The organism is Clostridium akagii DSM 12554 (assembly GCF_000686725.1).
GTDB classification, from domain to species: Bacteria; Bacillota; Clostridia; order Clostridiales; family Clostridiaceae; genus Clostridium_I; species Clostridium_I akagii.
Map to the genome: position 1 here is coordinate 381,415 of NZ_KK366007.1, position 13,428 is coordinate 394,842.

At 30.5% G+C, this 13,428-nt stretch carries 11 protein-coding genes; 10 read left to right on the forward strand and 1 reads right to left on the reverse strand.

All coding sequences use genetic code 11. From position 1 onward, the window contains the following. Positions 1–4 precede the first annotated feature (4 nt). Positions 5–1,156, reverse strand: a complete 1,152-nt coding sequence (locus BR66_RS0117340) for a DEAD/DEAH box helicase (RefSeq protein WP_026884033.1) — start codon at positions 1,154–1,156, stop codon at positions 5–7. A gap of 268 nt (positions 1,157–1,424) precedes the next feature. Between BR66_RS0117340 and BR66_RS0117345 the strand changes: the two genes are divergently transcribed. From BR66_RS0117345 to BR66_RS0117390, 10 genes are all read left to right on the forward strand, one after another. After that, positions 1,425–1,991, forward strand: coding sequence for an ANTAR domain-containing response regulator (locus tag BR66_RS0117345; protein ID WP_026884034.1), 567 nt, complete (start codon positions 1,425–1,427; stop codon positions 1,989–1,991). Then, a complete protein-coding gene (locus BR66_RS0117350) occupies positions 1,985–3,400 on the forward strand; it encodes a histidine kinase N-terminal domain-containing protein (protein WP_026884035.1) in 1,416 nt (471 codons plus the stop codon). The genes BR66_RS0117345 and BR66_RS0117350 overlap by 7 nt, the downstream gene beginning before the upstream one ends. A gap of 273 nt (positions 3,401–3,673) precedes the next feature. Further along, positions 3,674–5,062, forward strand: a complete 1,389-nt coding sequence (locus tag BR66_RS0117355) for an ethanolamine ammonia-lyase reactivating factor EutA (RefSeq protein ID WP_051624287.1) — start codon at positions 3,674–3,676, stop codon at positions 5,060–5,062. A gap of 15 nt (positions 5,063–5,077) precedes the next feature. Further along, positions 5,078–6,403 carry an ethanolamine permease gene (gene eat / locus BR66_RS0117360; RefSeq protein ID WP_026884037.1) on the forward strand — a complete coding sequence of 442 codons (1,326 nt, stop codon included), beginning with the start codon at positions 5,078–5,080 and terminating at the stop codon, positions 6,401–6,403. 74 nt (positions 6,404–6,477) lie between these two features. Next, positions 6,478–7,833 (forward strand): ethanolamine ammonia-lyase subunit EutB, encoded by a 1,356-nt coding sequence (locus BR66_RS0117365; RefSeq protein ID WP_026884038.1) that lies wholly within the window; start codon positions 6,478–6,480, stop codon positions 7,831–7,833. 90 nt (positions 7,834–7,923) lie between these two features. Then, positions 7,924–8,643, forward strand: a complete 720-nt coding sequence (eutC, locus tag BR66_RS24185; protein WP_278246822.1) for an ethanolamine ammonia-lyase subunit EutC — start codon at positions 7,924–7,926, stop codon at positions 8,641–8,643. A 287-nt stretch (positions 8,644–8,930) separates the two neighbouring features. After that, positions 8,931–10,409: a glycan biosynthesis hexose transferase WsfD gene (wsfD, locus tag BR66_RS0117375; protein WP_026884039.1), complete on the forward strand. Its 1,479-nt coding sequence runs from the start codon at positions 8,931–8,933 to the stop codon at positions 10,407–10,409. A gap of 166 nt (positions 10,410–10,575) precedes the next feature. Continuing rightward, complete coding sequence (locus BR66_RS0117380; RefSeq protein WP_026884040.1) at positions 10,576–11,844, forward strand: hypothetical protein; 1,269 nt, start codon at positions 10,576–10,578, stop codon at positions 11,842–11,844. Positions 11,845–11,963: 119 nt separating this feature from the next. Beyond that, positions 11,964–12,689 (forward strand): ABC transporter ATP-binding protein, encoded by a 726-nt coding sequence (locus tag BR66_RS0117385; protein ID WP_026884041.1) that lies wholly within the window; start codon positions 11,964–11,966, stop codon positions 12,687–12,689. Next, positions 12,676–13,428, forward strand: coding sequence for an ABC transporter permease (locus tag BR66_RS0117390; RefSeq protein ID WP_026884042.1), 753 nt, complete (start codon positions 12,676–12,678; stop codon positions 13,426–13,428). The genes BR66_RS0117385 and BR66_RS0117390 overlap by 14 nt, the downstream gene beginning before the upstream one ends.

The window sequence follows — 13,428 nt, forward strand, 5'->3', positions numbered from 1 at the left end:
CCTTTCAATAGTAATTTTGTTTATCCACTACGTCACCTTTAAACAAATCTTTATGATGTATTTTTATATCAAAGGTTTTTTCATAGTGTTTTATATGGTCTAGTTCTCTTTCGGTAGTAAGTGTAATTGCTATGCCATTGTTACCAGCACGTCCGCATCTTCCAACCCTATGTAAGTAGTTAATAGATTTTTCTGGTACATCTAGGTTGAATACATGAGTTATTCCTTCAATATCAAGTCCACGGGAAGCAAGATCTGAAGCAACTAGAAGTTGAATTTTTCCGTTCCTAAAGTCTCCGAGTGCTTTTTTCCTATCTTCCTTTATATTAGTACCATGAATACCCTCTACAGCTAGTTTGTGATATTTTAGTTTAGAGGTGGTTATTTCAATATCTTCACTTCTGTTTATAAATACTAGAGCTTTTTGTGGATTAATTGCATGAACAAGTTTCCTTAAAAGATCTATCTTATCTCTTTGTTCACATGTAAAATAATAATGTTCTATATTAGAATTTATTTCATTTTTGTCTTCAAGACTTATAAGTTCAGCTTCTTTCATCATAACTTTTGCAGTAGCTATGGTTTCATCAGTTATTGTGGCGGAAAAAAGTTGTAACTGTCTATCTCTTTGTGTGGTTTTAATTACAGCTTTTACTCCATCGATATTGTTAATATCAAGAAGAATGTCAGCTTCATCAATTATTATTGTTTTTATAGTATGGGCTGAGATTTTTCTTCTTTTAATTAGTTCGAGTATTCTTCCTGGAGTACCGACTACGATGTGTGGTTTTAATCTTAGCTTTTCTATCTGTCTGTTAATGTTTGCATCACCAATTATGGATGCAGCTGTGACATTTACGCCCGAATTTTGCGACAATGAATTTATAGTGTTATATACCTGCATAACTAATTCATGAGTAGGTGCAAGAATAATAATTTGCATCTCTTTTTTATTTATATCTATTTTTTCATAAAGAGGAAGCAGGTAAGCAAGAGTTTTACCACTTCCAGTTTGCGACCGTCCAATAATGTCCTTATTAGTAAGCGCTAACGGTATAATTTGTGTCTGTATATCAGTTGGCGTTTCAATTCCTAGTTTTTTTAATCCGTTTGCTACGGATTCATTTACTCCAAGTTGTTCAAATAAATTATTCATATTATCAATTACTCCTCATAATTACTGTTATGGCATCTGAAAGAAAATAACACGTAAAGATGCCTAAACTATTAGTTTACTGCACTATTTAGTATATCACAATAGATGTGTTAAAATTCTAAATGTTTCAGATGATTTTAAAAAAGGTTTTTTCATAGATAAAATAATAAAATGATAATAAAATAATGTTTTTTTTGCTATAAACATTGTATTTTACACTAAATTATGATTAAATCATAATATGTTATGGATAAGAGAGGTTATAATGATGAAGTATAAAATAATAGTAGCAGAAGATGAACCTATTACAAGGATGGATATATGCGAAATGCTTGTATCTGCTGGTTATTATGTAGTTGGGCAAGCATCAAATGGACTTCAAGCAGTTGAATTATGTAGAAAATGTAAACCTGACTTAGTACTTATGGATATAAAAATGCCTAAATTAGATGGAATTCAAGCAGCGGAACTATTGCTTGAAGAAAATATTGTGGAAGCAATAGTTATGTTAACAGCATATAGTGGTAAAGAATTTATTGATAAGGTCAAGGAAATTGGTGCAATTGGATATATAGTAAAACCTATTGATGAAAGAAGTCTTATACCACAGATAGAGATTGCCATAGCTAAGGGTAAAGAAATTAAATTAATGAGAGAAAAGATAGAAAATATAACAACAATATATGCGGCTAAAGAAATATTAATGGAAAAATATAAATTAACGGAAAATGATGCATATAAGAGATTAAGAAAACTAAGCATGGACAAACAATCTTCAATATTGGAAACCTCTAAAAATATAATAGGAAGTATAAGTGGGAGAAAATTATGTTAAAACAATTATGTAGATTACATACAGATTTATCAGAGGAAGATATATTAAAATTAGAAGCTGTTGAAAAATCTATTTTTATGTTTGCAAACATTGTAAAAGGTGATATTTTTATAGATTGTTTGACTAGAGATACGGACATTGCAATTGTAGTTTCAGAGGCGAAACCAACAAATTGTGGATCCTTATATAAAAATTCTGTTGTTGGACAAATTGCTTTAAGAGAAAATGAACCTGGAGCATTAAGAACCTTAGAAATAGGAATGGAAACCACTGAATTAAAAGCTTTAACTCAAGAAAACATAGTGGTGAAACAGAATACTGTGCCAATTAAAAATAATGAGGGAAAGATAATTGGAGTTCTCATAATGGAAAAAGATATAACAGAAGATGAAAGCCAAAGTCGTAATGTGGAAATCTTGTCTCAAACTACAGAGCAACTTTCTGAAACACTTATGAATATTAAGGATTCAGATTATGAAAATCTTGTAGCTTATAATCTGATGAATGATGCTATTTTAGTAATTAATGAAACAGGAATTTGTATGTATGCAAATTATAAAGCTGAGGAATTATATAAAAGCATGGGGTATAAGGACAAAATAGTTGGTATGTCTTTTGACAATTTGGTATTAAATAAGATTAGCTTTAATAAAATTGTTGAAGATAAAAAAGCTATAGTTATAGAAGCAGATATAGGCAAATTATCCTTGCAAATTAAATATGCGGTAACTAAAAAGGAAACAAATATTTATGGCATAATTATGCTTATTAAAGATTTAACTGAAATAAAAGAAAAGGATAAGGAGCTTATATTAAAGGCTGTTGCCATTAGAGAAATTCATCATAGAGTTAAAAATAATCTTCAAACCATAGCTAGTATATTAAGACTTCAATCCAGAAGAATAGACAATATTCAGGCTAAAAAAGCTTTTGATGAAAGTATAAGTAGAATTTTAAGTATATCTGCAACCCATGAGGTTTTATCTCAAAAAGGTATTGATGATGTTGATATAAAAACAATATTATCAAAAATCAAGGATAACGCAACAAGAAATTCAATCCAGCTTAATAAAAAAGTAAGTATAAAACTTAGTGGCGACAGTTTAAATGTAAATTCAGATAGAGCAACTTCTATAGCAATAGTTGCAAATGAACTAATAGAAAATTCACTTAAACATGCTTTTACAGAAGAAAATGAAGGGATTATAGAGATAATAATAAAAAAGGGAATAACATATTCCAATATATCTATTTCTGATAATGGAAAGGGTTTTGAAACAAAATTAATGAATAATGAGAGCTTAGGGCTAAAGATTGTAAGAAGTATAGTTAAGGACAAATTGAGTGGCGATATAAATATAGAGTCAAATAATAATGGTACTAAATCCGTATTTAATTTTAACAATTAGCAAATAATCGTAGAAATATTATTAAAATAACATCAAAAAGCTATTTACATTGATAAATTAATATGATAGACTATAAACATTGAAGCGATGCAATGGAGCATGATTTCGATGATATTCAAGGGGAATTTATTATCAATTTAATATTAGTCTATTAGTGCAATGGAGCCTAAACTTATAAATATGTTTGGACTCTTTTTTTTGTTATAGTTCATAATATTAAGTTGACTATAGACTAGAAAGGGTGTGAAGTTCATAGATAAAGAGGAAGAAGTCATGTTAAGTGTAGGAATAGACATTGGAACAACAACCCTACAGTTAATATTTAGTGAAATCACAGTATGTAATGTATCTGGGTCATTTTCTATGCCACAAATAAAAATAAAGTCTAAAAAGATAATTTACAAAAGTGAAATATATTTCACGCCATTAACCGATTTTGGAAATATAGATCTTCATTGTATAAAAAAAATAATTTCATGTGAGTATATAAATGCAGGAATAAATAAGCAAGATATAGCCACTGGTGCAATTATAATAACCGGAGAAACTGCAATAAAAAAGAATGCAGAACAAGTATTAAATGCTCTTTCAGAGTTTGCAGGCGATTTTGTTGTGGCTACGGCAGGAGGAGATTTGGAGGCAATACTTGCAGGTTTTGGTTCAGGCTCTTCTGATATTTCAAAGGAAAAATCCCTAGAGATTATGAATTTTGATGTTGGAGGAGGAACAACCAATGTAGCTGTATTTAAGGATGGCGAGATTATGGATTCTTTTGCACTACATATTGGTGGTAGACTTATAAAAATAGATAAAGATTATAAAATTACATATATTTCAGAAAAAATTGAAAAACTCATGGTTAAGTTAGGCTTGCATTTAAATGTGGGGGTAATTGCAGGATTTAATCAGCTAAAACAGTTTACAGATGTATTAGCAAAAATCCTTATTAAAATAGGACTGGATGAAACATTGGATGAAGAGAGTAAGGGACTTTTTATAGCTCATGGAACGTCACATTTAAGGCCTGAGGCTTTTACGTTTTCAGGTGGAGTTTCTGAATTTATATATAAAAAACTGAAATCAAAGGATATGAATGCAGTTACAGAATATGGTGATATTGGACCACTTCTTGGATATTCCATAAGGGAAGAATTTGATAAGGGAAAATTAGAAATATTAGAATCCAAGGAAAAAATAAGGGCTACGGTAATAGGTGCTGGTAGTTTTTCCATGGAAATAAGCGGAAGTACTATATTTTTTGATCATGAGTCATTGCCAATTAAAAATATACCTATTTTGAAATTAAAAAATGGTGAAAATGGAATTGTAGAAGATAATATTATGAGCAAAGTGAAAATGTACCAGGATTCAAATATAGCACTGGCCTTTGAAGGAGAAAAATCACCATCCTATGCCAAAGTTAAAAGTATTGCAGAAGCTATTGTTCAAGGTCTAAAGGAGAGAAATGATCCAATAATTATTATAATTGAAAATGATTTTGCTAAGGCTTTAGGTCAGACTATTAAAAATATGTTGGATAATTCTAAAAAGGTTATTTGTATAGATCAAATTAAGGTGGAAAATGGAGATTATGTTGATATAGGTAGACCTATATGTGGAGTATTACCGGTTGTAATAAAAACATTAATATTTAAAAATTAGGAGGAATAAAATATTATGAGTAGTGAATTAAAAAAGACTTTGAAACCAATACAATTGTGGGCGATAATAGTAGGAATGGTCATATCAGGAATGTACTGCGGGTGGAATAGTGGACTAGCATTTACAAGTCCATTAGGTTTTATAATTGCAATATTAGTTGTTACAGCTTTTTATACAACATTTATGTTTAGTTATGCTGAGCTTTCCACGGCAATACCACATGCAGGTGGTCCATCAGAATATGCTAGTCGTGCTATTGGAAGATTTGGAGGATTTGTTGCAGGGTTTGCATGTCTTGTAGAATTTTTATTTGCAACACCAGCAATAGCAATAGCTGCGGGTGCATATATAAATTTTGCTTTTCCTAGGGTACCATCTGTCCTTGCTGCAATAGTTTGTTATGCAATATTTGTTATTATAAATTGTATTGGAGTTGAAACTGCGGCTAAAGTGGAAATGGGAATTACCGTTATAGCTGTTTTAGGAATAGCATTATTTGTAATTTTAGGAATAACTCATGTAAATATTGCTAGCATTGTTAATAGCAAAACATCTATGGGTGGAATTAAGGGAGTATATTCAGCTATTCCTTATGCAATATGGTTTTATCTTGCGGTGGAAGGTGGTGCTATGGCAGCTGAAGAGTGCCATAATCCTAAAAAGGATATTCCAAAAAGTTTTATTATTTCCATAGGAACTCTTGTAATATTAGCTTTTTTAACTTTCTTTGTTACAGCAGGAGTATTAGATCAAAAGACTTTAGCGGGATCAGCGTCACCTCTTCCAGATGCTCTTGGAGTAATATTTGGAAAACAAAGTATAATACCAAATGTTATGAGTTTCATTGGACTTTTTGGACTTGTTGCAAGTATACATGGATTAATAATAGGATATTCAAGACAGGCTTTTGCAATGTCAAGGGCTGGCTATTTGCCTAAGTTCTTGTCAAAAGTAAGCAGCAAAGGGGTTCCAGTTTTATCTGTAGTAATTCCAAGTCTAGTTGGTATGGTATTTGTTGCATTAGGTGATACTGCAACAATCATTGTTATATCATCCTTTGGTGCAATAGCATTGTATATAATAAGTATGGTTTCACTTTTCGTGCTTAGAAGAAAAGAGCCAAAGATGAATAGACCGTATAAAGTGTTTTATCCTCTGGTTCCAGGTATAGCACTAGTACTTGCATTAGTTTTTCTAGTAACAGTTACAATGGCTAATTTATCAACAATAGCATGGGTAGTAGGAGCATTTGCTGTAGCTATTTTATATCATTTTATTTATTCCTCTATTAGTAAAGCTTCTGATGAAACTCCAGTTGAAAATAATGAAGAGGCAATTTAAATTTGATGTTAAGTATCTGACTCAAAATGGACTAGAATAATGTCTTTGAGCACAATTAGGGAATGGGTGATAATATGAATTTAAAAACAAAATTATTTGGTAAAGTATATAGTTTCAAAAGTGTTAAAGATGTACTTGCAAAAGCAAATGAGGAAAAGTCAGGAGATACACTTGCGGGTATTTGTGCGAATTCCACTGAAGAAAGGGTTGCAGCAAAAATTGTAGTTTCTGAGATGAGTCTATCTTGTCTTAGGAATAATCCAGTAGTTCCCTATGAGGAAGATGAAATAACAAGGGTAATTCAAGATTCAGTTGATGAAAAAGCCTATGGTAAAATTAAAAATATGACAGTTGGAGAACTTAGAGATTTTATACTTGAGAGTAGTGAAGATGCAATTAAAGATATAAGAGATGGATTAACTTCAGAAATGGTGGCGGCAGTTACAAAGCTTATGAGTAATATGGATCTTGTTTATGCTTCAGAGAAGTTTTGTAATACAGCTACTTGTAACACTACAATTGGGAAAATGGGAACCCTTTCATCTAGGCTTCAACCAAATCATCCAACAGATGATCTAGATGGCATAATGGCATCTGTAATGGAAGGAATAAGTTATGGAGTTGGAGATGCTGTAATAGGATTAAATCCAGTATCAGATACAATTAATAGTGTTTCTAGTATTTTAAATAAATTCAATGAGTTTACAACAAAATGGAAGATACCTACACAAAATTGTGTACTTGCTCATGTAACAACTCAAATGGAGGCGTTAAAAAAAGGTGTGCCCATTGACTTAATGTTTCAAAGCCTTGCGGGGTCAGAAATATCTTGCAATGCTTTTGGAATAAATGTGACACTTATGGATGTGGCATACAAAATGATGGAAGAAAAAAAGAGCTCCAAGGGACCTAATTTTATGTACTTTGAAACAGGACAAGGCTCTGAACTGTCTTCACTTGGTCATAATGGTGCAGACCAACTTGTAATGGAAGCAAGATGTTATGGTTTTGCTAAACGTTACAAACCCTTTATTGTAAACACAGTAGTTGGTTTTATTGGACCAGAATATTTGTATGATGGTCGGCAGGTTATAAGAGCTGGACTTGAAGATCATTTCATGGGAAAACTCACAGGATTATCTATGGGCGTTGATACATGTTATACAAATCATATGAAGGCTGATCAAAATGATTTAGAAAATCTAGCAATGTTATTATCCATGGCAAATTGCAATTATTTTATGGGGATTCCATCAAGTGATGATGTTATGCTAATGTATCAATCTACAAGTTTCCATGATATAGCAACATTAAGAGAGATTACGGGTAAAAAAACTATAGATGAATTTGAAAAACGAATGGAGGAACTAGGAATAATTAAAGATGGAAGGCTTACTTCACTAGCAGGAGATCCTTCTATATTTAGATAAGAGCATCTAAAAAACAAATAAGCCATGGTACTAAAAAAGATTTTTTGAGAACCGTAAAGGTAGGTGATTAATTTGAAGAGTGATAATTACATTACATTAGATAAACCATTAGATAAGGAAATGTGTTTAAGACTTAAGGAAAGTACGCCAGCAAGGATATGTGTTGGAAGATCAGGACCAAGATTAAAAACTCAAACCCTATTAAAATTAAGAGCAGATCATTCTATAGCCATGGATGCTGTATGGTCTAGTGTAGATGAAAACATAATTGATGAACTTAAGTTCATCAAAGTACAGACCTTAGTTAAGGATAAAGATGAGTATGTAACAAGACCGGATCTTGGGAAAAAATTTTCAGAGAAAACAATAGATTATATTAAAGGTAGATGTTTAGATTCACCAGAAGTACAAATTATTGCAGGAGATGGACTGAGTTCAATGGCAATAAATGCAAATATAAAAGATATATATTCAATTATTTTAGATGGATTAAATTCAAAAGGATATCGAGTAGGGACACCCATATTTGTAAAATATGCAAGGGTTGCAACTATGGATAGGATAAGTGAGGCCCTAAAAGCAAAAGTTACAATTATACTTATTGGCGAAAGACCAGGTCTTGCCACAGGTGAAAGCATGAGCAGCTATATGGCATACGAATCCAGTACAAATAAACCAGAATCACAAAGAACAGTAATATCTAATATTCACAAAAATGGTTTGCCACCTGTGGAAGCTGGTGCACAGATAGTACATCTAATAGATGTGATGATGAGGGAAAAAAATAGTGGAGTGGAACTGAAAATATAAGTTATAAGTTGAAAATCAATAAACTTATAAAGTTAAGAGTTCTTCATAATTGTTGAGAATATATAGGGAAACTAGTATGCTTATGTAAATAGGCATGCTAGTTTTTCTATTTTTTGATTGGGAGGATAGCTGTAAAGAGCTATTACGCACTTAGGCTCTTGTTTAGATTTTGTTTATATTTAGTTTATTAAAAAGCAAGATAAAGGTTTTATAATGATATTATTGTATTATTTAAATAAAATGTAAATTAAGAATGGACATTTACAATGAGGGGGAAGGCAAAATACATGTCATGGATTATAGAGAAAATTAAAAATTATAAATATCTAATTCAAATATTTGTTTTAATAATAATAGGTGCTATATTATTAAATACATTGTTTATATATCCAATTTTAGGTAAATGTGATAATGGAGATTTTGAAAGATTAACATATTATGGAGGACTGTCTAACTTACATAGTCAATACCATAAAATATATGATGGATTTATACACCTACAGTATTCAATAACGAGTCCAAGCTTATTGGATCCCTTTAATACAGATTGGGTTTCAGGAGCTATATTACTTAAAGTAGCTGTATTTATATCATTATTTGTGCATAATTTTCATAACAGCTTATTTGATATAAGATATTTTGCATTTGTTTATTCATTAGTATTTTTAATGGCTATTTTTTTAATAATGAATTTTAAAAAATTTTCACCTATATCAAAATTAACGGCCGGAATTTTTATTATTTTGTTCTTTACGGATACATCATATTTGGAATATTTTAATTCTTTTTATGGAGAAGCAGGTACCATTGTATTCTTTTTTTTATGCATAGGAACATACTTAAATTTGATTGGTAAAGAAGAACCACAGATAAGACAATTCATATGTTTTTTTATAGCTTCAGCCTGTTTTTTAACTTCAAAATCTCAGGAACTGCCATTGCTTATTTTTATGCTAATTATCTATGCAGCTTTATTCATTTACTACAAAGGCAGGTCACAGAGAAAATGTATTGCCATAGCTTCAGTTCTAGTCATTGCACTTTGCGGTGCATCATATTTTTCGTTAACTAATACAATGAATGATAACAATTTATATCAATCAGTTTTTGCTGGCGTGCTAAGGGATTCTAAAACTCCGGAGAAAGATTTAAAGGAACTAGGAATAAACAAAAAGTTTTTGGTCTTTGATAACCATTCGTTTTACAATAAAGATGGTGGAAATGACCCTATGGGGGCGGAGATGAAAAACGAATTTTACCCAAATGTATCTCCAATTAAAGTATTAGGTTTTTATTTCAATCATCTTGATAGACTGTGGCAAAAGGTTGTTGATTCTGCGGATAATGCTTATGGTTTTTCATTGCCAGGTCCATGGAATTTTATGAAAGGCCAATATACTCATAAAAAAATTATAAACACTTTTAGAACAAATCTTATAAAGAAATATCCCTATGTTCACCGAAATATCTACGGTTTTATTTCATTTTCAATTATTTATTTAGGAATTGTAGTATTCTATTTTATAAGAAATAAAGATAAGGGCACTCGTCTTTTAACATTAATGCTATTATTTATTCTTGCAGCAGGATCATCTCAACTTATTTTACCTGTAATAGGTTCAGGACATGGAGATTTTGAAAAACATTTATTTTTATTGAACTTATCTTATGATATTATGCTTGGAATATCTGTGATTTGGTTTGTACACTGCATTTCAAAATTTGTAAAATTACTTAAAAAATTTATTGTAGTAAAGAGCCAGTAAGTTCCTAGGTAACAAGTTCTAAGTGTCAGACAAAACCATGTCTGGCACTAAGAACTTGTTTAGCTTTTGTTTATATTTAGTTTATTAAAAAGCAAGACATAGGTTCTATAATAAGATTATTGAAAGCTTTCTAAATTAAATTAGAATATAAGGGGAGAAGTTAAAGATGAAAATTGGGAAAAAAGCTGTAATGGGTATAAGCTTTATGGTTGGAACAATAATGTTTGCAACTACTGCATTTGCAGAAGTATCTACTAAAAGTGGATATGAACAAGCTAAAGATGCACTGAAGTATACTGCTGATAGTCTAAATAGTAAGTTACAAAACTATACTGTTAACACTTCCATTATTGTTAAGGATAATGGAGATATTATTTCTGAAAAAGACTATATAAATAAATATGATTTATCAAAGGATGCTATAGAGAATACGTCAACTGACAGTGAAGGTAATAAACCTAAAATTATAAGTCATTATTATCGTGATAAAAAAACTGTTATAAATGAAGTAAGTACTGATAATATTTATAATGTTACTAATTTTACTAAAGAAACTAAATTTGAAGCTTTTGGAAATCCATTTAAAGGGAAACAAGTGAGCGATGTAGAAAGAATAATAGATGCAGCTGTAGGTGAGCTTAAGGATTCAGTGGTAGTAAGTCCAAAAGATAATGGAACAAAAGAGTTGTCAGGTAATATTAGTGAAAGCCAAATTCCTGCCATTGCAAATGCCATAGTGTCCTATGAGGTAAAAAGCAAATACAGTAGTGATAATAGTAATAGTAATAGTAATAGTAATAGTAATAGTAGTATTTTCCCAAATAACATAAGTGATGTATATGTAAAAAATGTTAGTGGTGATATGATTTTAAATAAAGATGGTTTGATCCTAAGTGGACTGGGAAGTGCTGAAATTACATGCAAAGACAAAGAAGGAAAAGTCCATAATTTAAATTTTCAAATAGTAGGTAAAATTGTAGATATCAATACAACTAGAATTAACAAACCAGATCTTAATGGGAAAAAAGTTAATGTAAGTAGTAATCAAGCTGATAATAATAAATTGTCTGATCCACAAAGTTATGTTGGTAGTTATAAAAATGATATAGTGATTAAAAAGGATGGTAAATTTCAAAAAATTGGTGAAAGAATAGTAGATTTGACAAGTGTAGATGACAAAAAAATTATTGGTAGATATCATGAAGAATATATAAAGGGATATGAATCCTATGCTTCGGATATAAAAAACACAAATTTTACTGCCAGTGTTAAAGATGCATTTAATGCAAATTTTGAGATTACCGATTCAAAGGGAAATAAAATAAAAGGCAATATGGGGGTTAATTCTAATTCAGCTACAATAAACTTTGGATTTGATAATGTACAAAGTCAAGACTCTTCATACAATTACGAGTATAGCAGAGTATTTAATTAACAACATCGCTTAAAAGTAATAATAAAGTTAAACTAAAGTTTTTCATCTAGTAAAGGTTAGGATGAAAAGCTTTAGTCAGCTTTACTGTTAATACCGATTAAGCATTAGGAGGATTACAAATGGAGAAGACTATTGAAATCAAAAATCTTAACAAGACATTTAAAAATGGTCGAGGCATAATAGACATAAATTTAGATATAAACAGGGGAGAAATCTTTGGGTTTTTGGGACCTAATGGAGCAGGTAAAACTACTACTATGAAAATAATGACAGGACTTTCTAGGCCGGATAGTGGTGATGTTAAGCTTCTTTCTTATAGTATATTAGATCAATATGAAAAAGCCATGGAAAGCACTACTTGTATTATAGAAACTGCAGAATCCTATTCATATTTAACAGCCTATGAGAATCTTAAACAATTTTCCAGATTCTATAAAGATGTTGATGATATTAGAATAGAAGAGGTTTTAGATCTTGTTGGAATGTTAAAATATAAAAATGAAAAAACAAGAAAATTCTCCCTTGGAATGAAGCAAAGGGTGGGAATTGCAGCATCAATTTTGTCAAAGCCCAAGATCGTCATTTTGGACGAGCCATTAAATGGACTGGATGTTGAAGGTATGATAGATGTCAGAAACATCATAAAAGATCTGGCTGAAAAAGAAAAGACTACATTTTTTATTTCCAGCCATCTTATACATGATGTGGAACTTACTTGCAATCGTATTGGGGTATTATATAACGGAACAATGTTAAATGTTGATACTACTGAAAATATTTTAAATAATTATGCATCTTTAGAAAATTATTTTGTTAGTGAGGTAGAGAGATATGGAAGGATTTAAGGCTGCACTTATTAATGAAATCGAAAAAATGTATAAAAAGAAAAAAATCATAGTAGCTGCAATACTGGCACTGGCTTTTATTATAATTGGACAACTTGCTATGATTGGGTTAAGAAATGGTTTTGGAATAAGGGGAGTTGGAAGTATGGAATTTCCACTACTTGTACTTTCTGTAGTGGCCAATTCTATTATTCCATTATTTGCGGCCCTTATAACAATTGATAGTTTTTCAGGAGAATATTCTCAAAATACAATGAAAATCTCATTGACAAGACCAGTTTCAAGATTAAAATTTTTCACAGCAAAATTAACTGCAATTAGCTTATTTATATTTGCAAATCTTATATTTGTAATGGTATTTTCTATATTAGCAGGCTTCATTTTTAACACTAATACTTTCACTATATATGGTATTTTAAGGATTATAGTTTCTTATGTTGTAACTTTATTTCCCATGATAATTTTAATAATGGTAATAGCATTATTTACAAATCTTATTGGTAGTGGAATTGGAGTGTTTTTTTTAACTATCATAGTTTTTTTAGGATTTAAAGTAATGGGAATTTTATTTTCAGATTATTCAGGTATACTGTTTACATCCATGCTAGATTGGTATACGCTATGGATTATGAACATTTTCCCATTTTTCAAGATTTTAAGGGAGTTTCTTTTACTATTTAGTTATGGCATATTATTATTTACAGGTAGCTTTTACTTATTTGATAAAAAAGAATTTTAG

What these genes read in the sequence shown, in the direction of transcription:
- BR66_RS0117340 (WP_026884033.1), bottom strand. Translation starts at nt 1,156, where the DNA reads ATGAATAATTTATTTGAACAACTTGGAGTAAATGAATCCGTAGCAAAC.
- BR66_RS0117345 (WP_026884034.1), top strand. Translation starts at nt 1,425, where the DNA reads ATGAAGTATAAAATAATAGTAGCAGAAGATGAACCTATTACAAGGATG.
- BR66_RS0117350 (WP_026884035.1), top strand. Translation starts at nt 1,985, where the DNA reads ATGTTAAAACAATTATGTAGATTACATACAGATTTATCAGAGGAAGAT.
- BR66_RS0117355 (WP_051624287.1), top strand. Translation starts at nt 3,674, where the DNA reads ATGTTAAGTGTAGGAATAGACATTGGAACAACAACCCTACAGTTAATA.
- eat (WP_026884037.1), top strand. Translation starts at nt 5,078, where the DNA reads ATGAGTAGTGAATTAAAAAAGACTTTGAAACCAATACAATTGTGGGCG.
- BR66_RS0117365 (WP_026884038.1), top strand. Translation starts at nt 6,478, where the DNA reads ATGAATTTAAAAACAAAATTATTTGGTAAAGTATATAGTTTCAAAAGT.
- wsfD (WP_026884039.1), top strand. Translation starts at nt 8,931, where the DNA reads ATGTCATGGATTATAGAGAAAATTAAAAATTATAAATATCTAATTCAA.
- BR66_RS0117380 (WP_026884040.1), top strand. Translation starts at nt 10,576, where the DNA reads ATGAAAATTGGGAAAAAAGCTGTAATGGGTATAAGCTTTATGGTTGGA.
- BR66_RS0117385 (WP_026884041.1), top strand. Translation starts at nt 11,964, where the DNA reads ATGGAGAAGACTATTGAAATCAAAAATCTTAACAAGACATTTAAAAAT.
- BR66_RS0117390 (WP_026884042.1), top strand. Translation starts at nt 12,676, where the DNA reads ATGGAAGGATTTAAGGCTGCACTTATTAATGAAATCGAAAAAATGTAT.